Annotated in this window: 25 protein-coding genes, 4 tRNA genes and 1 pseudogene; 11 read left to right on the top strand and 19 right to left on the bottom strand. The window is 27.6% G+C overall.

What is annotated here, in order from left to right; genetic code table 11:
- Window positions 1-60: 60 nt before the first annotated feature.
- A tRNA-Met gene (locus QZ429_RS04550) sits at window positions 61-136 on the bottom strand.
- Between the two features lie 20 nt (window positions 137-156).
- Window positions 157-230 (bottom strand) — tRNA-Gln (locus tag QZ429_RS04545).
- A 415-nt stretch (window positions 231-645) separates the two neighbouring features.
- On the opposite strand from QZ429_RS04545, the gene QZ429_RS04540 reads away from it, so the two are divergent.
- Window positions 646-1,668, top strand: coding sequence for a bifunctional 3,4-dihydroxy-2-butanone 4-phosphate synthase/GTP cyclohydrolase II (locus tag QZ429_RS04540; protein ID WP_291951736.1), 1,023 nt, complete (start codon window positions 646-648; stop codon window positions 1,666-1,668).
- On the opposite strand, the gene QZ429_RS04535 is transcribed toward QZ429_RS04540, so the two are convergent.
- The 4 genes from QZ429_RS04535 to QZ429_RS04520 all read right to left on the bottom strand — a co-directional run bounded on the left by QZ429_RS04535 (window position 1,658) and on the right by QZ429_RS04520 (window position 7,025).
- The gene (locus tag QZ429_RS04535; protein ID WP_291951733.1) at window positions 1,658-2,611 is read right to left on the bottom strand and encodes an SAM-dependent methyltransferase; all 954 of its coding nucleotides are present in this window, start codon (window positions 2,609-2,611) and stop codon (window positions 1,658-1,660) included. The two genes, QZ429_RS04540 and QZ429_RS04535, sit on opposite strands and share 11 nt — an antisense overlap.
- A complete protein-coding gene (locus QZ429_RS04530) occupies window positions 2,611-3,417 on the bottom strand; it encodes a M23 family metallopeptidase (RefSeq protein ID WP_291951730.1) in 807 nt (268 codons plus the stop codon). Before QZ429_RS04530 ends, QZ429_RS04535 begins: the two co-directional genes overlap by 1 nt.
- Entirely contained in the window at window positions 3,414-5,411 is a 1,998-nt protein-coding gene (gene glyS, locus QZ429_RS04525; RefSeq protein WP_291951739.1) for a glycine--tRNA ligase subunit beta, read from the bottom strand. The genes QZ429_RS04530 and glyS overlap by 4 nt, the downstream gene beginning before the upstream one ends.
- 171 nt (window positions 5,412-5,582) lie before the next feature.
- Window positions 5,583-7,025, bottom strand: a complete 1,443-nt coding sequence (locus QZ429_RS04520) for an alanine/glycine:cation symporter family protein (RefSeq protein ID WP_291951727.1) — start codon at window positions 7,023-7,025, stop codon at window positions 5,583-5,585.
- A gap of 231 nt (window positions 7,026-7,256) precedes the next feature.
- Between QZ429_RS04520 and QZ429_RS04515 the strand changes: the two genes are divergently transcribed.
- Together QZ429_RS04515 and QZ429_RS04510 are read left to right on the top strand one after the other, a co-directional pair.
- Window positions 7,257-8,009 carry an amino acid ABC transporter permease gene (locus QZ429_RS04515; RefSeq protein WP_291951724.1) on the top strand — a complete coding sequence of 251 codons (753 nt, stop codon included), beginning with the start codon at window positions 7,257-7,259 and terminating at the stop codon, window positions 8,007-8,009.
- Window positions 8,002-8,730: an amino acid ABC transporter ATP-binding protein gene (locus QZ429_RS04510; protein WP_291951721.1), complete on the top strand. Its 729-nt coding sequence runs from the start codon at window positions 8,002-8,004 to the stop codon at window positions 8,728-8,730. The genes QZ429_RS04515 and QZ429_RS04510 overlap by 8 nt, the downstream gene beginning before the upstream one ends.
- Here QZ429_RS04510 and QZ429_RS04505 read toward each other — a convergent pair whose 3' ends face one another.
- The 3 genes from QZ429_RS04505 to QZ429_RS04495 all read right to left on the bottom strand — a co-directional run bounded on the left by QZ429_RS04505 (window position 8,731) and on the right by QZ429_RS04495 (window position 10,351).
- Window positions 8,731-9,195 (bottom strand): tRNA (cytidine(34)-2'-O)-methyltransferase, encoded by a 465-nt coding sequence (locus QZ429_RS04505; protein ID WP_291951718.1) that lies wholly within the window; start codon window positions 9,193-9,195, stop codon window positions 8,731-8,733.
- A 16-nt stretch (window positions 9,196-9,211) separates the two neighbouring features.
- Window positions 9,212-9,288 (bottom strand) — tRNA-Arg (locus QZ429_RS04500).
- Between the two features lie 46 nt (window positions 9,289-9,334).
- Window positions 9,335-10,351: a HAMP domain-containing sensor histidine kinase gene (locus QZ429_RS04495; protein ID WP_291951715.1), complete on the bottom strand. Its 1,017-nt coding sequence runs from the start codon at window positions 10,349-10,351 to the stop codon at window positions 9,335-9,337.
- Between the two features lie 385 nt (window positions 10,352-10,736).
- On the opposite strand from QZ429_RS04495, the gene QZ429_RS04490 reads away from it, so the two are divergent.
- Window positions 10,737-12,002, top strand: coding sequence for an aminotransferase class V-fold PLP-dependent enzyme (locus QZ429_RS04490; RefSeq protein ID WP_291951712.1), 1,266 nt, complete (start codon window positions 10,737-10,739; stop codon window positions 12,000-12,002).
- On the opposite strand, the gene QZ429_RS04485 is transcribed toward QZ429_RS04490, so the two are convergent.
- The 6 genes from QZ429_RS04485 to QZ429_RS04460 all read right to left on the bottom strand — a co-directional run bounded on the left by QZ429_RS04485 (window position 12,003) and on the right by QZ429_RS04460 (window position 17,333).
- On the bottom strand, window positions 12,003-12,764 hold the full coding sequence (locus tag QZ429_RS04485; RefSeq protein ID WP_291951709.1) for a transporter substrate-binding domain-containing protein: 762 nt from the start codon (window positions 12,762-12,764) through the stop codon (window positions 12,003-12,005).
- Between the two features lie 120 nt (window positions 12,765-12,884).
- Window positions 12,885-14,048: a putative lipid II flippase FtsW gene (ftsW, locus tag QZ429_RS04480; RefSeq protein WP_291951706.1), complete on the bottom strand. Its 1,164-nt coding sequence runs from the start codon at window positions 14,046-14,048 to the stop codon at window positions 12,885-12,887.
- 64 nt (window positions 14,049-14,112) lie between these two features.
- The gene (locus tag QZ429_RS04475; RefSeq protein WP_291951703.1) at window positions 14,113-14,919 is read right to left on the bottom strand and encodes an adenylosuccinate lyase; all 807 of its coding nucleotides are present in this window, start codon (window positions 14,917-14,919) and stop codon (window positions 14,113-14,115) included.
- A gap of 19 nt (window positions 14,920-14,938) precedes the next feature.
- Window positions 14,939-15,655: an arginyltransferase gene (locus QZ429_RS04470; protein ID WP_291951700.1), complete on the bottom strand. Its 717-nt coding sequence runs from the start codon at window positions 15,653-15,655 to the stop codon at window positions 14,939-14,941.
- Entirely contained in the window at window positions 15,652-15,894 is a 243-nt protein-coding gene (locus tag QZ429_RS04465) for a hypothetical protein (protein ID WP_291951697.1), read from the bottom strand. The genes QZ429_RS04470 and QZ429_RS04465 overlap by 4 nt, the downstream gene beginning before the upstream one ends.
- Entirely contained in the window at window positions 15,894-17,333 is a 1,440-nt protein-coding gene (locus tag QZ429_RS04460; RefSeq protein ID WP_291951695.1) for an acetyl-CoA carboxylase subunit A, read from the bottom strand. Before QZ429_RS04460 ends, QZ429_RS04465 begins: the two co-directional genes overlap by 1 nt.
- A gap of 124 nt (window positions 17,334-17,457) precedes the next feature.
- On the opposite strand from QZ429_RS04460, the gene QZ429_RS04455 reads away from it, so the two are divergent.
- Window positions 17,458-17,534 (top strand) — tRNA-Arg (locus QZ429_RS04455).
- Between the two features lie 59 nt (window positions 17,535-17,593).
- Here QZ429_RS04455 and tgt read toward each other — a convergent pair.
- The 4 genes from tgt to folD form a co-directional block, all read right to left on the bottom strand.
- Window positions 17,594-18,715, bottom strand: a complete 1,122-nt coding sequence (gene tgt, locus QZ429_RS04450; protein ID WP_291951691.1) for a tRNA guanosine(34) transglycosylase Tgt — start codon at window positions 18,713-18,715, stop codon at window positions 17,594-17,596.
- Window positions 18,716-18,793: 78 nt separating this feature from the next.
- Window positions 18,794-19,960: a pyridoxal phosphate-dependent aminotransferase gene (locus tag QZ429_RS04445; RefSeq protein WP_291951688.1), complete on the bottom strand. Its 1,167-nt coding sequence runs from the start codon at window positions 19,958-19,960 to the stop codon at window positions 18,794-18,796.
- Window positions 19,961-20,122: 162 nt separating this feature from the next.
- Window positions 20,123-20,971, bottom strand: a complete 849-nt coding sequence (lepB, locus tag QZ429_RS04440; RefSeq protein WP_291951684.1) for a signal peptidase I — start codon at window positions 20,969-20,971, stop codon at window positions 20,123-20,125.
- Window positions 20,972-20,973: 2 nt separating this feature from the next.
- Complete coding sequence (gene folD, locus QZ429_RS04435) at window positions 20,974-21,816, bottom strand: bifunctional methylenetetrahydrofolate dehydrogenase/methenyltetrahydrofolate cyclohydrolase FolD (protein ID WP_291951680.1); 843 nt, start codon at window positions 21,814-21,816, stop codon at window positions 20,974-20,976.
- Window positions 21,817-21,897: 81 nt separating this feature from the next.
- Between folD and QZ429_RS04430 the strand changes: the two genes are divergently transcribed.
- From QZ429_RS04430 to QZ429_RS04405, 6 genes and pseudogenes are all read left to right on the top strand, one after another.
- On the top strand, window positions 21,898-22,239 hold the full coding sequence (locus tag QZ429_RS04430; protein WP_291951677.1) for a cytochrome c: 342 nt from the start codon (window positions 21,898-21,900) through the stop codon (window positions 22,237-22,239).
- Window positions 22,236-23,513: a glutamate-1-semialdehyde 2,1-aminomutase gene (gene hemL, locus QZ429_RS04425; protein WP_291951675.1), complete on the top strand. Its 1,278-nt coding sequence runs from the start codon at window positions 22,236-22,238 to the stop codon at window positions 23,511-23,513. The genes QZ429_RS04430 and hemL overlap by 4 nt, the downstream gene beginning before the upstream one ends.
- Window positions 23,510-23,776 carry an AtpZ/AtpI family protein gene (locus tag QZ429_RS04420; RefSeq protein ID WP_291951672.1) on the top strand — a complete coding sequence of 89 codons (267 nt, stop codon included), beginning with the start codon at window positions 23,510-23,512 and terminating at the stop codon, window positions 23,774-23,776. Before hemL ends, QZ429_RS04420 begins: the two co-directional genes overlap by 4 nt.
- Window positions 23,773-24,258 carry a hypothetical protein gene (locus QZ429_RS04415; RefSeq protein ID WP_291951669.1) on the top strand — a complete coding sequence of 162 codons (486 nt, stop codon included), beginning with the start codon at window positions 23,773-23,775 and terminating at the stop codon, window positions 24,256-24,258. Before QZ429_RS04420 ends, QZ429_RS04415 begins: the two co-directional genes overlap by 4 nt.
- Window positions 24,252-25,448 carry an MFS transporter gene (locus tag QZ429_RS04410; protein WP_291951666.1) on the top strand — a complete coding sequence of 399 codons (1,197 nt, stop codon included), beginning with the start codon at window positions 24,252-24,254 and terminating at the stop codon, window positions 25,446-25,448. Before QZ429_RS04415 ends, QZ429_RS04410 begins: the two co-directional genes overlap by 7 nt.
- A pseudogene (locus QZ429_RS04405) lies at window positions 25,438-26,107 on the top strand (flagellar hook-length control protein FliK); the annotation flags it as partial. The gene QZ429_RS04410 and the pseudogene QZ429_RS04405, both read left to right, overlap by 11 nt.

The raw sequence follows: 26,107 nt of genomic DNA, 5'->3' as shown, positions 1-26,107 counted from the left end.
TTATTAGTGTTTCTAGGAAATTTTTAGCTTTAAAATTCTTGAAGGTGAAGATATAATATATGGTTGCGAAGGGAAGATTTGAACTTCCGACCTTCGGGTTATGAGCCCGACGAGCTAACCACTGCTCTACTTCGCGACAATAATTTACTTAGATTGTGGATGGGGTAAAGGGATTCGAACCCCTGATGACAGGACCAAAACCTGTTGCCTTACCGCTTGGCGATACCCCAATGCCTAAATAATAATTTTGGAATTATATATTATTTTAAATTTTTTGTCAAGAAAATATATCAATCCTTAACATTTAGCACTTTTTACTATCTTTTTCTAAGCGTATTACAACGAAGTTTTATAATTTAAAGCTAAATGTGGCAAGATAGTATTATAAGCTATTAACTACTTAGCCATTTCTTGATTAAATTCTTTAATATCTGTGAATAATAAATCTTTATAATAATTATCAAATCCTTTTATACCTCTAGATATAAATAAATAATCTATTTGCATAAATATTTCTTAGTTAGCTTTATTGATTAATAAATAAAATAGTAATTTTTATTAACTAAGAAAATGCCAAATGTGTTTGAACTTGTGTAGTAAAAATGATATAATTTGCCGTTTTATACATAATTTCAAGGAAATAATATGAGTCTTATAAGTATAGAGCAAGCCATTAAAGAATTACAAGAAGGCAAAATGCTTGTGATGGTTGATGCAGAAGATAGAGAAAATGAAGGGGATTTAATTTTTCCTGCACAATTTAGCACTCAAGAAAAAATAAATTTTGCTATCACACACGCTAAAGGTGTAGTTTGTGTAGCATTAAGTGAAAAACTTGCAAATAAATTTAACTTACCTTTGATGGTTCCTAATAATACTTCCAATCATGAAACTGCTTTCACTATAACGGTTGATGCTAAAGATGCAAGCACTGGAGTAAGTGCATTTGAAAGAAATATGACTGTGCAAATTTTTGCAAAAGAAGATGCAAAAGCTGAAGATTTTGTGCGTCCTGGTCATATTAATCCACTAATTGCTAAAAAAGGTGGTGTCTTAGAAAGAACTGGCCATACAGAAGGCACGGTAGATTTATGTCGTTTAGCAAAATTAAAGGAAGCGTGTGTAATTTGTGAAATAGTAAAAGATGATGGAAACATGGCTAGAAGATCTGATTTAGAAAAGTTTTGCAAAAAACATTGCATTAATATGATTACTATTGCTGATTTAATTGAGTATCGTTTAAAGAATGAAAGTCTTATTCAGCTTGTCAAAGAAGAACAAAGTTCATTAGCTGGATTTAATACAAAAAAATTGATATTTAAAGATCATAAAGATAATGAACATATAGTATTTTTATTTGGAAAACTAAAAGAATGTGAAAATGTAAAATTTTATCTTAATGGAAGTGATTTTGAGCTTTTAACTTCTAATAAATTTAATGAACTTTTAAAACAAATTGAATTTTTAAATAAAGAAAATGGAATTATCATCTTTATGAATAATGAAAAAAAAGAAAGTTATCAATTTAGAAGCTACGGAATTGGAGCTCAAATTTTAAGATATTTAAATATATCAAAAATAAAATTACTAAGTGAAAATAATGATAAAGAATTTATAGCATTAAAAGGCTTTGGATTAGATATTGTTAATAATAATTTTAAAGTTTAAATTCTAAAAATTTAAACTTATCACCAAAATTAAAAACTAAATTTTGACTTTGGTTGATAAAATTTTTATATATGCTTTCATTATTTTTCTTAGTCAAATTTAAAATTTCTTCTAAACCAAAATCAATTAAAGCCTCATTTTGATTTTTAAAATCTAAAATAATAAAATCTTCTTCTTGTAAAACTTTGATAAGATGTTCAAAATTTACATTATAAGTAATATCACTTTTACCAAAAAAATCCTGCAATTTTTCATCTAAAATATTATATGTTTGATGATTTTTATATATTCTAGTGCTAATTTTTTCTTCTTTTTTAGCATAATCAAAACAATCAAAAATAATATTTTTACAACTACTTTTTAGTTTTTTAAAAAAAGAATGGTATTCTATACATAATTCAGAATTTGTAATATTATATCGCTTACATTGTTGTAGTATTTTTTCATTTGCTTTTTTAAAATAAATATGATAGTTCTTATCTACATAAGCCATCATATCTCCTAAAATAAGCTCGCAAGCAAAACAATCAAATAATTCATTAGCATAAAAAAAAGTATTCTCAAAACAACAAGTATTAAAACTTTCATGTATTTTAACATCAAGTTCATACTTAAGAAATAACGAACTTTGTTTAACTCGTAATCTTTTATGAGGTTCTATAATATGAAATTGAATTTCATCTAATATAGCAGGTCTTAATGTGTATAAAGCTTGCAAAAAATCAAACGCTAAATACCCCTCATTCGCTCCAATTTCAACAACATTAACTGGCAAAAATATTTTTTTATCATCAATAAGCTTTAAAAAATGATTCGCAAGCAAAACTCCAAATAAATTTCCTACACTTACTGCTGTATAAAAATCTCCTCGTTTTCCAATCTCTACAGATTGAGCATAATAAGCTCTACTCCATTGCTTAAAAAACTGACTAAAAGTAATCATCAAAGTTTATTAAATTTAAAAATAAAATCCACCGGATCAACCTGAACACCATTTACCAAAATCCCAAAATGTAAATGTGCTCCAGTAACCCTACCACTCATACCGCTTAAACCTATAATTTCTCCTTTTTTAACCTTTTGACCTTCGCATACAAGAATTTTAGACAAATGATAATATTGCGAATAAATGCCATAACCATGATCAATCACAACCGACTTTCCAGCATAATATCTATTAGACGCAATTTTTACTATTCCGCTATTACTTGCGTGAATTTTAGTGCCAATACTTGCTCTAAAATCAGTTCCGCTATGATAACTTTTTAAAGTATCATTAAAAATCCTTGCTTTTCCAAACTCACTAGTAATTTTACTTGTTATAGGGTAAATAAATTTGCCATCAAAAAGGAGTTTATCTGTATAGGTATTATAGATTTTTATTGCTTCTTGATACTCCTTATTAATGCGATTTAATACCTCTTTTGGAGGATTTACTTTAGATGCATCAACTTTTAAGATTTCTTTTTTGTAAGTTCCATTAATTGCTTTAATGTAAATTTTTTCCTTGCTATTATTTTTAAATTCTACAAACAACTCCATATCTTTTGGTATCTTATAGGGCATAGCAATACTTGTTATAATTTTATTATTATAAACAAAATACGGAATTGACTTATCTTGAAAATAAATTTTAGAAAAATGACTTTTATTAAAATCTAAAAATAAAACTTGCCCATTGACAAGCTTTATCTCTTTCGCATTAAGAATATAAAAAAAAATAATTAAAAATATAGAAATTTTTTTCATAAACTAATTTCTTTTATATCCGCTATTTTAAGAAATTCTTTATAAATCGTAAATACCATAGCTTGACGATTAATTTTAATCTCTTCATTTTTATCATTAATCATAACATTATCAAAAAATGCATCAATTTGAGATTTTAATGCAAAAAGATTTTTTAAATATAAATCAATTTGATTGTTATTTTGCTTACATTGTAAAAATGCTTGATAGAGATTTTTTTCCTCTTGTGTAGTAAATAACTTCTCTTTTATTTCAATTTCACTAGCAATAGCAATATTTGCAAGACGCTTAAAAGTAGAAAAATTTTTATCAAAATCACCACTATCAACAATACTCATTAAAGCTTTCACAGAACGATCAATATGCAAAATATCATAATTTTTAACATTAAGCACTGCCTTAATAAAAGACGCATTGATATTATAAAATGTATGCAAACGTTCTAAAATAAAATCAAGCAAAATCTTCCAATCAAAATTCTTATATCTAGGTGTAACATCTCTTAAAAAATCTTCAATATCAAAATTTTTTCCCAAATTTAAAATAATCTTTAATACACCATTTGCAGCTCTACGCAAGGCGTAAGGATCTTTATTTCCATTAGGAATTTTTCCCATAGCAAATAATCCTATTAAAGTATCAAATTTATTTGCCAATGCGACTATAGATGAAATTTCATTACTTGGAAGATTAGAAGTATCTCCATTAGGCAAATATTGTTCTTTAATTGCTAAACAAATTTCATCACTCATACCCATAGCTTTTGCATAATATGATCCCATAATACCTTGCAAATTAGTAAATTCATATACCATTTGCGTGCTAAGATCTGCTTTAGAATACTCTATAGCTTGCACAATTGTATCTTCATCAAAATTACCTAATATTTTACACAATTTTAATGCTATATCTTTTTCACGCTCAATTTTATCTTTTAAAGTTCCAAGACCCTCTAAATATAACATTTGATTAATTTTTTCATTGCACAAACCTTGGGCTAAATCATTTTTCCAAAAAAACATTGCATCACTTAATCTAGCCTTTAAAACTTTTTCATTTCCATAAATAATTTTAGAATAATTATCACAAACCGCATTTGCAACTACAATAAAGTTATTACTTAAAATTTCATTTTTTAATACTGCAAAATAACGCTGATTTTCTCTCATAGAAGTGATGATTACTTCACTTGGAATTTCTAAATACTCTTCTTCAAAATATCCTAATAATGCTGTTGGGTATTCTGTTATAGCAACAACTTCAGCTAATAATTCTTCATCATTTATAATATTTATATTATTTTCTTTTTCAAGCTTTTTTAATTGCTCTATGATAATTTGTTTTCTTATATTTTGATCTAAAATTACATAATTTTTTTCTAAAATTTCAAAATATCCATCAATGCCTTCAAAAGGAATTAAATCATAACTAATACTTCTGTGTATAAAAGTACTCATAGAACTTTTTACACCATAACTTTCAAAATCTACTAATTTATTATCCAAAATACAACAAAATGAACGAATTGCTCTAATAAATTCAAATTTACCATCACCCCATCTCATAGTTTTACCAAAATTTAAGCTTCTAAGAAATTCTTCTATCATTTTAGGCAAAACCTGCTCACTCTTTAAGCCTTGTATTTTTTTTTGACAATATAAAACTTCTTTACCTTTTATTTCTTTAATTTCTATCTCGTTTTCTTTTAAATCTGATTTTTTTAAAAAACTAAGTCCAGCTTCTGTTAATTTACCATCTTTATAAGCGATATGTTTTGGAGCACCTATGATTTCCACAAATGAATCATCTTGTTTTACACTAAAATGCTCATGTAAAAAAACTAATCTCCTTGGAGTATAATAAAATTTAAAATCAGATTTTAAATGATATTTATCGAGTATATTTTCCCATTTTTCTTGAATATATGGCAATTCTTTTAACAAAGGGATAGCAGGCAATTCTTCAACACCTATTTCAACTAACATTTTCATTATTTACTCTTTATTTTATAATTTTCTAGTTATTCTACTGATTTTTTTTAAATTTTTCTCTCTTTGTGGCTTTTTCTTCTCTTTTTTTTGCTCTTTCTTGCATTTGCCGATTAAAGCCAAATACAAGAAAGATTACAAAAAATACAAAAAAAGTGATTACAATATAATCAATCATTAATCCCAACACTCTGCATTTTTAATCCCAAGTTTTGATGCATTAAAAACAGGGTCTTTTCCTTGTTTTTTTTGCTCACTAAAATCTTTCAAAACTTTTTTCACTATTTTACCAAGCAATAAAATAGATACAATATTAATTGTTGCCATAAGAGCCATAGTCGCATCAGCTAAATTCCAAGCAAATTGTAAATCCATATTTGCACCAATAAAAATCATAAGCACAGCGCTAAGTTTAAATATATTAATTATGATAGGATTGCGAGTTAGGTATTTAATATTTGCTTGTGCATAATAATAATTCCCAATTAATGAAGTTATAGCAAACAATACTATACTTATGGTAGTAAAATGCACTCCTAAATTTCCATAATACTCTCTCATAGTTTCTTGCACTAAAGGCAATGCAGTTAAAATAGGTTTTCCATCAAGACCAATATTGTTTGCATAAGCTAGAGAAAATAACACTAAAAATCCTGAACTGGTACAAATAATAACATCAATCAAAACAGAAAAGGCTTGAATAGCACCTTGCTTTGCAGGATGCGTTGTAAATGCTGCAGCTGCAGCGTTTGGAGCTGATCCCATACCAGCTTCATTTGAAAACAGCCCTCTTTTTATACCAATAACTAAAGCTGAACCCGCAAAACCACCAAAAATTGCCTCAAAATCAAATGCACTTTTAAAAATCATAGACATTACTTCAGGAATTTTTTCATAATGCATAATCATAGCAATAATAGCTAATCCAATATAAATCATCGCCATAATCGGTACTATAATTGAGCTAGCTTTACCAATCTTTGTATGATCTCCAAAAAATAAAAAAGCAGCAAATAAAGATAAAATTGCACCAATGGCAATAGGCCACCAACTTTGTGCAAAACTTATTTCAGCATTATCAGCCATTCCTTTATAATAAAATTCAAAAGCAGAAGTCATAGTTTGGCTTTGAAGTCCATTAAAACCATAAGCATACGTGATAATCAAAATTAATGCAAAAATTGCTCCAAGCCATCTTAAATTCAAAGCTTTGCTTATATAATATGCTGGACCTCCTTTAAAGCTTTTACCATCACGACTTTTATAAACTTGCGCTAAAGTACTTTCAGCAAAGGCAGATGCTCCACCAAAAAAGGCCATAACCCACATCCAAAATAAAGCACCAGGTCCACCTAAAACTATAGCTATGGCAATACCTGCTATATTTCCTATACCAACTCTTGAAGCAGTTGAGATCATTAAAGCTTGAAAAGGTGAAATATGATGTTTTCCTCGTTCTTCTTGTTTTTCTGTTAAAAGATTAAACACATAAGGCAACATACGAAACTGCACAAAACCTGTTATATAACTATAGTAAAATCCAGTAATAATAAGTAGTAAAACTAAAATAGAATAATACCTATCATTGATAAGATCGACGATTGAAGATACAAAATCCATATTTATTTCCTTTTTTATAAAATACAACACAGATAAATTTAACATAAAAAAATGAATTTCTCATAAAAAAATATAATTTTATTTTATTTTTATTTTTATTTTTCTATCTAAATAAAATTTTAGTTTTACTTGCAACTTTTTCATCTATTGTAAATTTTTAAGAAAAAAGAAAACTTTATTTGTATAAACTTGTAATTTTCTAAATTTTTGAAGCAAAAAAAGGTATGTAAATTGAAAAAAAACACATTTAAATTATTTGTATTTTTTAGCATAGTTACTTTTTGGGCTTATTTTTCTTTTCCTATTGAAATTTTACAAGTTAGAGATCACAATGGTATTGTTACGGGGAAATTAGCTTACACAATTGAAGCACAAGCTTACGTGAAAAGCTATTTCATAACTTTAGGCTTAACTATAGGTGGAGTCATTATAGGAATAATACTTGGTTTTTTAATAGCTTTTTTGAGATTTTTAGAAATTGAAAGTTTAAATTTTATTATTGATGAGTATATAGATATTATACGTGGCACACCAATACTTTTACAATTACTTATATTTTCTGTAGTTATATTTGCAACGTGGAATGATAATTTTTATGTCGCTATCATAGCACTTGGTCTAAACAGCTCTGCTTATGTTGCTGAAATTGTAAGAAGTGGGATTCAAAGTATTGATAAAGGACAAATGGAAGCAGCAAGATCTATGGGGCTTAGTTACTTAACTTCTATGAGAATGATAATTTTTCCACAAGCTATAAAAAATATCTTACCTTCTTTAATGAATGAATTTATTTCTTTATTTAAAGAAACTTCTATTGTAGGGTATATAAGCGTTATGGATATAACTATGCAAAGTAAAAGTTTGCAAGCAATTTATTATAACCCTAAACCTATTATTTTTACTGGCCTTATTTATTATATAAGTGTTAAAATTTTTACACTTATTGCAAAAATTATAGAAGAAAGACTAAATAAACATGATTAAAGTGGAAAATTTAATTAAAAAATATGGAAATTTAGAAGTATTAAAAAATATAAGTACTACTATAAAACAAGGAGATATCATAGCCATTATAGGGCCAAGCGGTGGTGGAAAAAGCACTTTTTTACGCTGTTTAAATAAATTAGAAACTCCTGATAGTGGTAATATTTACATTAATAATGTCAATATATTAAATAAAAAAACAAATATCAATAAAGTTCGTCAAAAAGTTAGTATGGTTTTTCAGCATTTTAATCTTTTTAATAATAAAAATGTTTTAGAAAATCTATGTTTAGCTCCTATACAAACAAAAATACTAAGCAAGGAAGAGTCTATTGTAAAGGCTAAATTATTATTAAAAAAAGTTGGATTAAGTGATAAGGAAAATTATTTTCCTCATAATCTTTCTGGGGGTCAAAAACAACGCATTGCTATAGCAAGATCCTTAATGATGAATCCTGATGTCATCTTATTTGATGAACCAACATCTGCTTTAGATCCTGAAATGATCGGTGAAGTTTTAAATATTATGAAAGAAGTAGCTAAAGAAGGTTTAACTATGCTTGTAGTAACACATGAGATGGGTTTTGCAAAAAATGTAGCCAATAGGATATTTTTTATGGATAAAGGCGTTATAGTAACTGATGAAAATCCTAAAATAACATTTGAAAATCCAGAAAATAAAAGATTAAAAGAATTTTTAAATAAAGTTTTAAACCATTAATTATTTTTTAAAAAAATCAAAATTCTGTCTTAGAGCTTCATAGGCAACAATACCAACACTTGTAGCCAAATTCAAACTTCTACCACAATCTTTCATCGGTATAGTAATAGCATTTTCCCACTTTGTTTGCATAAGTTTTACTGGGAGTCCAAAACTCTCACTACCAAAAAATAAAAAATCTCCTTTTTGAAATTTTACGTCAAAATAAGCTTGGTTTGTCTTAGTAGTAGCAAAAAAGAATCTATCTTGAAAATTTATATTTTCTTGTAAAAAACTATCTAAATCACACCATATTATAGGATCTAATTTCTTCCAGTAATCAAGTCCAGCTCTTTTTACAGCCTTTTCATCTACATCAAAGAGAGGATTTATAATATGTAAATTAAACCCTGTGTTATAGCACATTCTACCTATGCTACCCGTATTTTGTGGAATGCGAGGTTCAACTAAAACTATGTGAAACATATTTTTCCTTAAAATATGGCGTCCTTAGCAAGATTTGAACTTGCGGCCTCAGAATTAGGAATTCTGTGCTCTATCCAGCTGAGCTATAAGGACAAGAAAAAGAATTATATTTAGTTAAAACTAAAATTTATCTTATTAATCAAATATTAAGTTCAATATAAAAACATTTAGGATTATCCTCAAATCCTAATATACCGCCGTGTGCTTTTACAATCTGTTTAGATAAAGAAAGACCTAGTCCATTTCCTTTTAATTTTGTAGTTTTAAACGCCTCAAAAACTATTTTTTTATCTTTTATTGCCATACCATTATCATATACTCTAATGAAAATTTTATCTTCTTTTTGAGAACAAATAATTTTAATTTCACCATTTTCTTGTTCAGTTTCTTCAATCGCATCAATAGCATTATAAATTAAATTCTGCAAAACCAATGCTAACAAAGCTTTATCAGCATAAATTGTAAAATCAAAAAAATTAAATATAAAATTAATATTAACCAAATAATTATAAGAATTAATAGCTTGCTCGCATTCTTCTTGAAGCTCTTTTATATTGAATTTATTTAAATTTACATGCACTCCCTTTGTGAATAATAAAGTTGAATTAACTATACGCTCTACTCTAGAAATAGCTTTTTGAATTTCTAAAACAATATGCTTATTTTTAAGCTCGCTTCTCTCAAACAAAGTAGAACTCAAAAGAGAAATTGAACCTATGGGATTTCTAATTTCGTGTGCTAAATGTGCTGCAATCGTCCCCATACTTGCAAGCCTCTCATTTCTTTTTTCATCACTAATATCTGTAGCATTAACTATAAGTTTATCAGCATGAAAAGTAACCTTAACAAGATAAAATTTATGCTCAAATTCAAGTTCATAATGTGTTTTTTTCAAATCAATACTTTCTAAAAGTTTAGGTTGTTGTTTTGCTAAATTATTTTGTAATGTAATATTTTTATTGGTATCTAAAACCCATAAAGCCATAGGCAAAACCTCTATAATTTCATCCATAGTTTGCATTAGTGCAATATAATTTTCATTTAGTTGATTATACGCATTTTCTACCACATATGTTTGTTCTATTAAAAATTTAAGTCCGCGTTGTAAATCCTCTTTTTCGTTAGAATCTAAACTTTTTAAGATATTTTCATCCATTATTTAATCCTTAATTAATACTCTAAAGCTTACAAAGCAAATTGTGCTCCTTATTTGAAATAATCTTAAAACTTATTTATAAAAATTTCAAATAATTTTATAATTGATTCTAAATTTTTATTTTATTATTTAAATATTTATAAATTATCTTATTGCTAACTTATAATATTTGATATTTTAATGCAGTGTAATTTTATTATATTTTACTAATAAGATTAAAAAATTATTATCTAATTTTAATTTTCTTAAAAATTAATTAGCTCTTTAAATGCAAATTTAAAAATACTATAACAAATTTTAATAACATCAAAAATAAGAATAACTTTAAATTACTTTTAAAGATTATTCCTATGCTATAATTTTGATAAATTTTCAGGGGAAATTATTGGATATTGAAAAATTAAAAAAAGATATTATTTTAAAAAAAAATACGTATTATTTTGATTTTACTGCAAGTGCATTGGCTTTAAAAAGTATAGAAAGAGAAATTAAAAAATATCTTGCAACTTATGCTAATACGCATTCAGATAGCTCTTTAAACTCTTTTATTACGCAGCAACATTATGAAAATGCAAGAATAAATTTAAAAAAATATCTCTTACTTGATGAAAGCTTTGCATTAATTAGTTGTGGTAGTGGCTCTTCAGCGGCTATAAAAAAATTTCAAGAATTATTAGGATTGTATATACCTCCTAAAATTAAAGAAATATACTTTCAAAATATAGACAAAACTACTTTACCTTTAGTCATAATAGGACCTTACGAACATCATTCAAACGAGTTGTCTTTTAGAGAAGCTTTGTGTGAATGTATTCGCATACCGCTAAATCCTAACGGAGAAATTGATTTTATTTTTTTAAAAAAAATACTTGAAGCTTCAAAAGGAAGACAAATAATAGCAAGCTTTAACGCCGCTTCTAATGTTACAGGCATTATTAGTAATTATAAAAAAATTTATACTCTAATTAAATACTATAAAGGAATTGTGGCATTTGATGTTTCAACTTTAGCTCCTTATGCAAATTTAGATCCTAAATTTTATGATGCAATATTCATTAGTGGGCACAAATTACTTGGTGGGGTTGGTTCTTGTGGATTATTAGTGATTAAAAAATCTCTATGTGGCCAAACTCCAAGCTTTGCTGGAGGTGGAACCGTTGGTTATGTTTCTAGAAGCTCTCAAGAATATCTTTGTAAAATTGAAAATTTAGAAGAAGGTGGAACACCTGGAATTATACAATTAATTAGAGCAAGTCTTGCTTTTAAAATACGTCAAGATATTGGACTTAATTTTATTAAACAAAAAGAAAAACAATTATGTAATTATTTTTTAAAGCAAGCGAAAGATTTTCCAGATATGATCTTATATGCTAAAAATATTACTCATAAACTACCAATTTTTGCATTTAATATCCAAGGAATTTCTCCATTTGATCTAGCTTATAAATTAAGTAAAACTTACAAAATAGAAACAAGAGCAGGTTGTGCATGTGCTGGACCATATGGTCATGACTTGCTTGGTTTAAAAGATAATCAAAAACTAAAATCTAAACCAGGCTGGCTAAGGGTTGGATTTCATTATATACATAATAAAGAAGATATAGATTATTTCATCAAAGCTTTGAAATTAAGTATCAAAGCTTTGAAATAACTATTGTAAATCATATTTTTCTACGATTTTTTCATAAGTACCATCAGATTGAATTTCTTCTAAGGCTGCATTAATCTTTTGAATAAGTTCAAGATTTTTACCTTTATCAAAAGCTATACAAAATCCTGAACTTCCATCATCTTCCTCTAAGAAAGCTTCAAGCTCATCATTAGTTTTTAAATAACCTTTACCTATATCTTTATCTGTAAGAACTACATCTAACTTACCAGCTTTCAAAGCTAAAATAGCAGCCAACATTTCTTCACTTGCTACTACTTGAGAATTTTGTATCATTTTAGCAGCATTTTCTTGAATAGTGCCAAGTTGCACTCCTATTTTCTTACCTTCTAGACTTTTTTTATCGCTAATACTAGAATTTGTTTTTAATTTTAAATATAAATTTTTAGTATTAAAATATGTCTTACTAAAATCCATACTATTTAGTCTTTGCGGAGTAGAACTCATAGCAGAAGCTATCATATCTATCTTTCCAGATTTTAATGCAGGAATTAAACCATCAAAACTCATATTTATCCACTCAAGTTTAAATTTTTCTCTCCTTGCAATCTCTTCTAATAAATCAACATCAAAACCTGTTATTTTTGTATCTTTTATAAAATCAAAAGGAGGATAATTAGCTGCGATACCTACTTTATAAATCTTTTCACTAGAAGTATTATTAGCTTGACTTTTATCACTAGAACAAGCACCTAAAACTAAAGCACAAAATAATGCTAAAGTAGTATATAAAATTTTCTTCATTTTTTCTCCTTAAAATAACAAAATCAAATTATATCAAATATCTATCTTTATTTACACTTATTCTTATACAAAAATTACATATACTATAATAAAACACATTTAAATGCATTTATTTAGACTCTAAATTTTTACTTTTTTGCTAATCATCAAAACATAACCTATTCCAAGACAAATAGACCACATAGAACTACCGCCATAGCTTAAAAGTGGGACAGCAACACCTTTTAACGGAGTCAAAGAAATAATTCCAAAAGCATTCATAAAAAAAGAAAATAATAACAATAAAGCAATTCCAGAACAAAACAAAAAATGCATTTTATTTTCACATCTTCCAGCTATTCTAAAAATTCTAAGTATGACAAGTAGATAAATAAAACAAATCATAGCCAATCCCAACAAACCAACTTCTTCTGTTATACCAGATAAAACAAAATCTGTATGAACTTCACTTAAAAATCCTAATTTAAAAGTGCCAAGTCCCAAGCCTTCTCCAAAAAATCCACCATGTGCAATGGCATTTAAACTATGAGAAATCTGATATGGTTCAGAATTATGAACCACTCTTAAAATATTTGCCATCCAATCTGGAAATAAAGGCAAGAATGCATCTTGTATATTGCCCCACCACGCTGCAATACGTTGAATTCTTCGTTGATTATTTAAAATTACTAAAATCCCTATCATTCCAACTATCACTATACCAAAAGCAAAAAGTCTTTTACTAGCTCCTGCAAAAAATGCTAAAGCAAAAACCAAAAAAAATGAAATTGCACTTTGTCCTAAGTCATTTTGCGTAATATAAATATAACCAATTACAATCCCTGCCAAGATAAAATATGGAATTAAAATTAAAATTTCGTGCTTTATAGCTTTTTTACTATCATCAATTCTTCTAGTATAAGACCAAGCAAGAAAATATATCAAACCTATCTTAAAAAATTCAACAGGAGATACAGACAAAGGACCAAGTCTAATCCATCTTTTAGCACCACCTGCTGCAGTTGCTAAAAAATTAGGTAAAAAAGGCAAAACAATAATACATAAAAAAGAAATTACCAAAATTATTATCATCAAATACTTAGCTTGATTGCCATCTGGATTAAAACGCGAGACAAAATAAATTATTCCAATCCCACTAAGCCCAAAAAAAAGTTGTCTAATAAAAAAATGAAATTCATTATATTCTAAATAAAGAACCGTAAAAGCACTAAGAGAATATGAAAAAAGTATTCCTATGGTGATTAAAATACAACTTAAAAAAAATAATTTTCTATCAGCGACCAAAGATTTTATCCTATTTTTAAAAAGACAATTTTAATCAATTACAACTTAAAATGATGTTATTTTGTTAATTATTATTTTTATATAAAGACTTTAAGCTCTCATAAGCAAGTTGAATTTTTTCAAACTCTTCTCTACAGTAAGCTTGCTCTATTTTACTTTTTCCTTGATGACGATCAGGATGATAAATTTTGACTAAATTTAAATAATTTTGTCTAATAGTTGTAAAATCATCACTATTATTACAACCTAAAGTTTGAAAATAATTTTCAAATAATTTAGCAAGAGCATTGAATTTCCAATTCATATTTGTTTGATTTTTCATTTTGTTTCTAAATTCTAAAAGTTGCGTTTCATTAATAGTAAAATCAATACAATATTTTAAATGCTCATTTACACTTGCTAAAATTTCTAATAAATTTAAGGTAACATCATTTTTATATTCCACTGAAAAAATACGATTTTTCTCATCATATGAACTTTTATGATTTTTAAAATACTGCTCTAAATATAAAGCAAAAATTTTTTCATTAGAACTTAAAGTAATCAAAATATTCTTTTGAGAAAAACCAATTTTAGCAAAAATAACAGATTTTAATGCATTTGTTTGAGCTAAATTCAATTTAAATGTTTTATAATGAGCAAATGCAAGATTGTCAATATCATTTCCTGTATCTTTTTTATATTTGTGATTTACAAGCTTTAAAAAATACCTTCTTTGAGGAATCTCATTCTCTACAAAAAAAGATAATGTTTTATTTTTATTTCCTACAACTTTCGAAAAATTTTTACGAATGAGATCTTGAAAATATCTAAACATTAAAAAATCATCAGTATTAAGACTAACTGATTCTAAAGTTTGAACAACTTGCATTAAACCCTCTCAATAAAAATTAACGCCATAAAAATGCCTGATCATTTAAAGCACTAGTGTATTCTAAAATTTCATTTGGACTATAATCGGCTTTGTATGATAAAGATTGACACCTTTTTACAAAATATCCTAAATATATATATTTTAAATTCTTAAGTTGCGCAAGTTTAATTTCTGTTAAAAGGGAGTATTTTCCAAGACTTAAATGTGAAAATTCAGGATCATAAAAACAATAAATACTTGAAATTCCATCATTTAAAATATCAATTAAATCCACGCACACTAATTTATTATCTACATAAAAATCAAGTTCATATCCAAAATTCCTAGCATTATCTACATATAAATTATAGTATTTTCTAAAATTTAAATTATAAATTTTCCACGATTTCTTATCTTTTTGATAGAGATGATATTTCTCATAAAGCAACAAATGCTCATCACTCAAAGAAGGCTTTTGTAAAATAATTTTAGTGGCAGTATTTCTCTTAAAAACTCTACGATAATTTCTACTAAAGTAAAAATTTTGAGTCATAATTCTTAAATTCTGACATTCATTGCATTCTTTACAAATGGGTCTTGAAAAGTATGATCCAAAACGTCTCCATCCCCGTGAAACTAGTTCTTGATTTTGATCTTTAGTGATTAAAGGGATATAATGATACTCATTTCTACACATTCTATCATCAAGATATGGGCATTTTTCTTCTAAAGTGCAAAAACCTATACTATTCATTTTATCTTTTTAATATCACTACTTTTTACAAAATCTATAAATTCATTTACAAGACGTTCTTCTTTTAAAAAAATATCTTCAAATTCTTTTTCTTGCTTATTTTCTTCACTTTTTAAAGATATTTTTTTTACATCAATCTCGCTACTGCTTGATTTTATTTCACTTTTTTTCTTTGTTGTCGTATCTTGCTCTTTTTGAAGCTCTTTTTTAATACTTCTTAATTCCTCTAAAAAACTCATTACTCTCTACTTTCTTTTATTTTTTGCAAAGCTGCTGCAATAGCAGCTATTACCTCTTCTTTGTTTTCTTGATATCTATCTTCAGTATTTGCTAAAAGTTCTTCTATATGAGTTTCTATAAATGAAGTATCAAAATACCCTCTTCTAAATTCACGAATTTTTGTAATTGCTATTAAAAATGGTATAGTAGTTCTAATATCATCAACCACAAATTCTTTTAAGGCTCTTTCTAGCCTATTTAATGCACTATCATAACTTGAACCTTTTACAATCAACTTTGCAAGTAAAGAATCATAATAAGGAGGAACAATATAACCTTTATACAAATGACTATCAACTCTTACTGAAGGTCCTAAAGCTGGAAAATATTCAGTAACCTTACCAGGACTTGGAATGAAATTTTTCCATACATTTTCAGCTGTAATTCTCGCCTCAATAGCAAAACCTCTTGGCTTAATATCGCTTTGTTCTAAATCTAAAATTTCACCATTTGCAATGCGAATTTGTCTTGTTACAAGGTCAATCCCTGTAATTTCTTCTGTAATTGGATGTTCTACTTGAATTCTTGTATTCATCTCCATAAAATAAAATCTATTATAATCATCAAGTAAAAATTCCACGGTTCCAACATTAGTATATCCAACAGCTTTAGCCGCAGCTATAGCTGTTACTCCTATAGTTTTTCTCAATTTTTCAGAAATACTTGGACAAGGAGCAATTTCTATAATTTTTTGATGTCTTCTTTGTATAGAACAATCTCTTTCGCAAAGATGAACAATATTTCCATAATTATCAGCTAAAATTTGAAATTCAATGTGTCTTGGATTAATCACATATTTTTCCATAAACACTTCATCATTTTTAAAAAAACTAAGCGCCTCTCTTTTACATGCATCAAAAGATTTTTCTAAATCTTCTTCTTTATGAACAACTCTAATGCCCCTACCACCTCCTCCACCGCTTGCTTTTAAAATAACAGGATAACCTATCTTTAAAGCTTGAAGTTTAATTTCTTCTAAGGTATAGTGATTTAATTTTTCAGTTCCAGGAACTACAGGAATTCCATTTTTTTTCATTAAATATCTTGCAATATTTTTATTTCCCATTTTACGAATTACATCAGATTTTGGTCCTATAAAAATGATACCCATATCCTCGCATTCTTTAGCAAATTCATAATTTTCACTTAAAAAGCCATAACCAGGATGGATAGCATCAGCACCACATGCTTTTGCAATCTCGACTATTCTTTGAGAATCTAAATACCCTCTTATAGCGTCAGTTCCAATCCTATAAGCTTCATCTGCAACCTTTACATGCAAACACTCATAATCAGGTTCAGTATAAACAGCTACGCTTTTTATATGCAAATCTCGACAAGCACGTATTACTCTAACTGCTATCTCACCCCTATTAGCTATCAAAATTTTATGTATCATATTTTTCACCCTATAACTAGCTATTTTTTGAAAAGATTAACATAAAAATATAAAAATTCCATAAAATATTTTGCTTTTGCTAATTTTAAGATTTTTTTGATAAAATTGCAGCTCATATTTTTGTGCGCCCATAGCTCAGCTGGATAGAGCATTTGATTGCGGTTCAAAAGGTCAGAGGTTCGAATCCTCTTGGGCGTACCACCTCTAATTTTATCATTCTAAATATATTGCTTTTATAGTATTTTAAAATATAATTATATTTAATTCATTCTTTGTCGGTAGAATTCTTTCTTAAATTTTTCAAATTCATCTTTTACAATGGCTTCTCTCATCTGTTTTACTAAGTCTAAATAATAATGTAAATTATGCAAACTTGCAAGACGAAAAAAAGTCAGTTCTTTTGCTTTAAATAAATGATTTAAATAAGCTCTTGAAAAATTTTTACAAGTGTAACATGAACATTTTAAATCTATTGGCAAGTGATCTGTAATAAATTCAGATTTTTTAATATTAAATTTACCAAAACTCGTAAAAAAAGTCCCATTTCTTGCATTTCTAGTTGGCATCACACAATCAAACATATCAACCCCTCTTGAGACATTTTCAACCAAATCTTCTGGTGTTCCAACTCCCATAAGATATCTAGGTCTATTTTCATCTACAAAAGGCATCATAGCTTCTATAGTATCATACATCACTTGATTTTCCTCTCCTACACTTAAACCACCAATAGCTAAGCCATCAAAATCCATCTCGCAAAGTGATAAAGAGCAATTTTTTCTAGCTTCAAAATCAGTTCCGCCTTGAATAATTCCAAAAATATTTTGCCCTATACCTACACCTTGATTTTGCTTAATTTTATGATACTCAATAGCCTCTTTTGCCCATTTAATAGTTCTTTTTAAAGAAAGTTTAATACGTTCATTAGTAGCTGGTAAAGCAACTAAATCATCTAAAATCATCATAATATCAGAATTAAAATCATATTGAGCATCTAAAACACTTTGAGGAGTAAAATAATGCAAACTACCATCAATATGACTCTTAAATTCAATCCCGTCTTCATTTGGTTTTGAATTTTTATTTAAAGAGAAAGCTTGAAAACCTCCACTATCTGTTAAAAAAGATCCGTTAAATTTGCTAAAACCATGCAATCCTCCCATTTTACTAATAACCTTCGAACCAGGTCTTAAATATAAATGATAGGTATTTGCTAAAATAATTTTAGCATTTAAAATTTCACTCATATCAACAGCATCTAAGCTTTTAACTGCAGCTAAAGTTCCAACAGGCATAAAAATAGGAGTTAAAAATTCACTATGAGAAGTTTTAATCTTGCAAGCTCTTGCATTAGCACTTTTATACTCAACTTTAAACTGCATTTATAACCTTAGTAATTTTTATAAAATTGTATCAACCACTGCTTATATAAGTTGCTTAAAAATTAATTTATATAGATTTTAATATCTTTTTACAAAATCAACAATTTTTTGGCAGCCTTCTTCTATATCTTTTTCATTTGTTGCATAAGAAAGTCTGAAATATCCTTGCATACCAAATCCTATTCCAGGAACCAAAGCAACTTTTTCTTCTTCTAATAATCTCTTGCAAAATCTCATCGAATCACCATCAACTTCTTTACAAGAAATAAACAAATAAAAGGCTCCTTGTGGAATTTGTTCTAATTTTAATTTTGAACATTGAGACAAAATTTTACAAGCTAATTCTCTACGTTTTAAAAAAGCTTGTTTCATCACTTCAATATCATCATCTACCTTACCCAATAAAGCTGGTAAAGCAGCATATTGCACAATTGAACAAACATTAGAAGTACTTTGACCTTGAAGTTTTTTTACCGCCTTATTAAATTCACTCATTTTACTAGCCATATATCCAAAACGCCACCCTGGCATTGCTCCACATTTACTAAGTCCATTGATACTTACTGTTCTATTAAAAGCATCTTCACTAGCTTGTGCAAATGCGTAAAATTTTCCATCATATACTAATTTTTCATAAATTTCATCACTTAAAATTACAACATCAGTTCCTTCTAAAACTTTGGCTAAAGCAATAATTTCTTCTTTAGAATATATAGAACCTGTAGGATTAGAAGGAGAATTAAACATTAAAACTTTAGTCTTTGAAGTAAGTGCATTTTTTAATTGCTCAGGTGTGATTTTAAATCCATTTTTAGCATCACCTTCTATAAATACAGGAGTTCCACCTGCAAACTTAACCATTTCAGGATAACTCACCCAATAAGGACTAGGGATAATTACCTCATCACCTTCTTGCACTAAACATTCAATAGCCATAAATAAAGAATGTTTAGCACCCGCATTTGTAATAATTTCATTTGCTTTGTATTCAAGGTTATTATCATTTTTAAATTTGTATTGTATTGCTTCTATCACTTCTTTTGTACCAACAACAGGTGTATATGCACCACAACCTTTTTCTATAGCATTTATTGCTGCATCTTTGATAATTTTTGGAGTATCAAAATCTGGTTCTCCTGCTGAAAAACTAATGACCTTTTCTCCATTTGCTTTTAAATTTTTAGCAATGTCAGTCATAACTAAAGTGAGAGACTCTCCAAGATTTTGAGATCTTTGACTTAGCATTTTTTGTCCTTTATTTGTCTTTAAATTTTTCTTAGTAATTGTCGCAGTTTAGAACTTAAAACAATATACTAAGCTAAAAGATATATAGCTATTTTTTAAAAAATGTGTAAAAACTATACATAAATTTTACGCATATTGATAATATTTGTTTCTTTAAGTAATTTATTCTAAAGAGTCTATATCACTTTCATTGTGATAAATAAAACGCTTGTCATTTTCTATTGTCTCAACTAAGCGTCCAACTCTTTCCCATCTAACCTTTTTATTTTCATCCCAAGAAAAATAAACAAACCAAGGTTGTCCAACTATAAATTTATAATCTACACTACCCCAAAATCTACTATCACTAGAATGATCGCGGTTATCACCCATCATAAAATATTCATTTTTAGGAACTTTAAAATAATACGCATTGTAACCATAGATATTATCAACTCCTAACTCATTAAATGAAACAGGTTTCATCGCAAACTGCCCTAAACTTAAATATCTAAAAAATATATTCTCAATATCCACTCTCTCATCATAATGGATCCCTCTTTCAAGATAAGGCTCTTTTACATAAATTTTTCCATCTATCATCTTTGTTTTATTAGGATAAAAATCTTTCATATATTCATCACCTTCTATCATACGAATATATAAGGTTTTATTTGCAAAAACAATTTCATCACCACCTTTAGCTACACACCTTTTTACATAATGAATTTTAGGATCGTGTGGATACCTAAAGACAACGATATCTCCTCTTTGCGGACCTTTACCATCAATTAAATGTCCATTTTTATTAAAATCAGGCAAAATAGGAATTTCTAACCAAGGTATATGTGGGATTGGAATACCATATGAAAATTTTTTTACAAATAAAAAATCACCTACTAAAAGGGTATTTTTCATAGAACCACTTGGTATAGTAAAAGCTTGTATAAAGAAAAATATTACCAACAATACTATAATTAAAGTCCCAGTCCAAGATTGTGTAAATTTATATATTTTTTTTAAAAAATTCATATTTATACCCTATTTTTAGCAGATTTTATAGTATTTTCTAAAAGCATAGCAATTGTCATAGGTCCAACTCCACCAGGGACAGGAGTAATAAAACTTGCTTTTTTACTAACATTGTCAAAATCTACATCGCCAACTATTTTGCCATCAACTCTATTAATACCCACATCAACCACAATTGCACCATCTTTTATCATATCATCTTTTAAAAGATTAGGACAGCCAGCAGCAACTATAACAATATCTGCGTTTTTTGTATAGATTTTCAAATCTTTAGTATGTATATGACAAATACTAACACTAGCATTTGCATTAAGTAAAAGTGTAGCCATAGGTCGCCCTACTATATTTGAAGCACCTATTACCACGACATCAGATCCTTTTATTTTGATACCATAATGCATTAAAAGTTTCATTACACCTAAAGGAGTGCAAGGTAAAAAACCTCTTTTTAAATTTAAATTTAAATTTCCTACATTAAAAGGATGAAAGCCATCTACATCTTTATTAGAATTTATACTTTCTAAGATTATATCTTTGTTGATATGATTAGGAAGAGGAAGTTGGACTAAAATTCCATCTACGCTATCATCATAATTTAGTGTATTTATCAATGCAAGTAATTCATTTTGAGTTGTGTTATTATCTAATTTATACACTAAAGATTTAATTCCACATTGCTCACACGCTTTAGCCTTAGAATTCACATAAGTGGCACTTGCACTATCTTCACCTATTAAAATTACAGCTAAACAAGGTTCAACACCCTTATTTTTTAATTCTACGGCTTCATTTTTCAACTTTTCTTTTATTTGACTACTTAGTTTTTGACCATCTAAAAGCGTCATTTTTTTCCTTAAATTTTTATAGCTTTATTTAACTTAAAGATTGTATCATACCAAAACTTCTTTTTTTGTTAAAGGTGTGCAATGAAATTTATATTTTTTCCACTTTTTATTCTTATTAATACTTTTGCAGAAGATTTTATATCTCCAAGAGAATATCAAGAATCTCTTTATCAAAATCCAAGAGGTATAAGTTGTGCAAAATGCCATGGCAATGGTGAAAAAAAAATCTTAGGCTATTATATGCAACAAAAAGAAAAAGTTCCTTTTATTGTGCCAAGTATTAAAAATATTGATTATGCTCGTTTTCGAGAAATACTTAATAAAGGACAAGGTTTAAAAAGCATTATGCCTACTTATTCTTTAACAGAAGAGGAAATAAGATCTCTTTATATGTATATTAAAAACAACAAGGATAAACAATGAAAAACAATGAAAAAGCTTTTGAAGAAGCGTGCCATTTTATAGCTGGTGGAGTTAATTCTCCTGTGCGTGCTTTTGCAAGTGTAAAAACAAGTCCTTTATTTATAAAACAAGGTAAAGGTGCTTATATAACTGATATTGAGGATAAAACTTACATAGATTATGTTCAAAGTTGGGGTCCATTACTTTTTGGTCATTGTGATAAAGATATTGAAAAAGCTTGTAAAAAATCATTAAAACTTGGATCTAGTTTTGGTGCTCCAACTTTAATAGAAACTAAACTTGCCAAATTTATCTTACAAGATTGGGAGCATTTAGATAAAATTCGTTTCGTAAGCAGTGGAACTGAAGCGACTATGAGTGCAATTCGTCTTGCAAGAGGATATACTAAAAAAGATAAAATTATCAAATTTGAAGGATGTTATCACGGGCATTCTGATTCTTTATTAGTTAGTGCAGGAAGTGGTGCTGCCACTTTTAATACACCAAGTTCTTTAGGAGTTTTAGAAGATGTAGCAAAAAATACTCTTATAGCAACTTATAATGACATAGACAGCGTTAAAGCTTTAGTAGAAAAAGATTCTAATATAGCTTGTATTATTATAGAACCTATAGCTGGAAATATGGGATTAATTCCAGGTAAGATAGAATTTTTACAAGAACTAAGAAAAATTTGTGATCAATACGAAATCTTACTCATATTTGATGAAGTAATGAGTGGTTTTAGGGCTTCATATCTTGGTTCGTATGGAATTTATAATATTAAAGCAGATATAGTAACTTTTGGTAAAGTAATAGGAGGAGGTATGCCAGCTGCTGCTTTTGCCGCAAAAGCTGAAATTATGGATTTGCTAAGTCCCTTAGGAGGAGTTTATCAAGCAGGAACTTTAAGTGGCAATCCTTTAGCTATGGCAGCTGGCTATGCGAATGTTAAAAAAGCAAGAGAAAATGAAGATTTATATAAAAATTTAGAAAAACTAGGCAAAAGATTAATTAAAGGTTTTAAAGAAGTGGCAAATGATTGTGGTATTGCTTTACAAGTAAATTGCGTAGGATCTATGTTTGGCTTTTTCTTTTGTGAAAATCCTGTTTATAATTACAAAGATGCCTTAAAATCAGATACAGAACTTTTTGCTAAATTTCATACTCAAATGCTAAATAAAGGAATCTATCTTGCACCTTCTCAATTTGAAACAGCCTTTATTTGTAGTCGTATGAACAAAAAAATTATAGATACAACTATAGAAGCAGCTTATGAAAGCTTTAAAACTCTATGAGTAAGAAAAAACAAATCATACGCAAAAGCATAGAAGCAGCAGATGGTTTAAGCCTTGGAATTTCTATAGTTGTCGCTGTTTTAATAGGGATAGGTATAGGGATTTTTTTAAAAAAAATGACAGGAATTCCTTGGTTTTTTTGGATAGGTGTTTTTATAGGCATAGGTGCAGCTATTTTAAACGTATTTAAAGCTTACAAAGCACAAGTTAAAAGCTATGAAGAATTTACAAAAGAAAATCGTTACAAAGACTTAAAAAAATGATATTAAAACCTAAAATTTTAATAAGTCTTTTGCTGGGATTAAATTTTATTTTTTTAATGGGTGTTTTTATCTATAAAGGATACAAATTTAGTAGTTTAATAAGCTTTGAATTTGGTTTTTTTGCACAAAATTTCATCATTTTAATATCTTTTATAAATTACAAAAATTTTATCTTAAAAAAAGCTAAAAACTATCATTTCACCGAAAAACCTTTGCAGATTTTTACAAAAAAAATAGATTCTTTTCCAAAAATTGTAAATTTTATTATCTTAGAAGACGATTTAAAGCCAAAATTAAGAGATATTTTAAAAAATACTACGATATTTTTTTCAGTATTTAAAATTTTTACTTATATATTTTTCATTTTAGGATTTTTAGTTTTGGAATTTCAAGGTTTAATGGACATTTTTGCCCTATTAATTGCAATGTTAATCACACCATTAGCGGTATTAATTTATAATTTTTTAATAAGAAAATGTTAAGCTCAAAAAGAACTATACAATCACTTACTGCTTTATTTTTCGGAATGGCTTTTATCTTTATCGGTAGTGCATTGACCGTAAATTCCATAGCAATTATTTTAAAACAAAATCAAGTGAGTAATTTTTATATTGGAATCATAGGAAGTTGTTATTTTTTAGGCGCTATGATAAGCACCATTTGCGCTCACAGAATAGTTTCTAAAGTAGGACACATAAGGTCTTTTGGAATTTTTGCTATTATTTTTGGTATAGCCACTATGCTTCATAGCTTAAGTGCAAATTTATATTTTTGGATGCTTTTGCGATTTTTGCTCGGTTTTTGCTATTATGCCCTTTTAATGGTTATAGAATCATGGTTAAATGAAAAAGCTAAAAATTCTATCCGCTCAAGAGTAATAGCATTTTATGAGATTATATTTTATTCTTCTTCTGGATTTGGAATTTTATTAATGTCTTTTGACTTTACAAGCCACACGGTTTTTATACTAAGTGCAAGTTTTATTATGTTTGCTTCTATACCTTTATTTTTAATTCGCATTAAAGAGCCTATTTTGCCACAAAAAACGAAAATCTCTATCCCAAAAGTTTTTGATGTAGTGCCCTTAGCTTTAGTTACAAGTTTTATCGCTGGTATGTTGTTAAATGGATTTTTTTCTATGGCTTCTTTGTTTATTTTAATACAAGGTTTTGGTGCTAAGGAAGCTTCATTTTTTATATTTTGCACTATGCTTGGAGGCTTTATTTCTCAACTTTTCATTGGAACACTTTCTGATAAAATAAGTCGTAAATTTGCCATTATATTATGTGCTTTTACAGCCTTAATAGCTACACTTTGTATATTATTACTTAATCAATCTCTATATTTTAAATATTTTTTTGGATTTTTATTAGGTATGGGTATGTGTTGTTTATATGCACTTTCTCTTGCACGTGCTAATGATATGCTTGATGATTCTAGCAAAAGAGTAGAATTAGGTAGAGCGGTTTTATTTACTTATTCTTGTGGAGCTTTATTTGCACCTGCAATACTTGGAACATTGATGCATTATTTTGAATCTTATGGTTTTATTTATTTTTATATTTGTTTATTAAGTGTTTTAGTGCTTTTTGCTATCGATAAACCTAAATTTAAAAACTTCACTAAATTTAAAAGAAAACCTGGCAATATGGTAATGCTTGATGATAACTAATATTTCAAATCAAAAACAATTTACAAAAAATGAAACTTCAAAAGATATTAACAAAGAAAATACTAAAGAAAAACTCGATAAAAAAACATCGATTAATGATATTTTTAAAAATTCTATTCTCTCTAAAGATGAAATCAAACTTCCAAAAGACTATGTAAGCAAAGTCGATCAAAAAATACAAGATTTATTAAATAAACTTTTAGATCAAATTAACACAGAAAAAAATCCAAATTTAGCGGTATTAAAAAATAATAAAAATTTAAATTTTGCACCTAATGTTGCCAATGATTTAAAAGAACTCCAAACAGAACTTTCTAAGATTCCAGAATTTGAAAAATTTATAAAGATATTAGAGGAATTAATCAAACCCGCTAAGGAAGCAAATTCTAAAAATCTTTCTACTTTAGTAAAAAATTCTGGAGTTTTTTTAGAAACAAAATTAAATTATGCATTAAAAGAGCAAAATCTTCCACAAAGTTTTTTTAGTCTCTTAAGTAGCATAAAAGCAGCCAACAATCATAATTTAAAAAAAGATATAGCTCATCTTGATCTTAAAAATTTAGATACTGCAAATACGCTAAAAGAATTAATCCATATCTTACAAAATCATAAAAAAGAAAACAAAGTATCCTTAGAACACACAAACTACAAAACACTTT

Origin of the sequence: Campylobacter sp. (assembly GCF_020024835.1) — a bacterium.
Taxonomy (GTDB): domain Bacteria; phylum Campylobacterota; class Campylobacteria; order Campylobacterales; family Campylobacteraceae; genus Campylobacter_D.
Note: the sequence above shows the minus strand (reverse complement) of the source record. Positions and strands in the feature narration are given on the sequence as shown.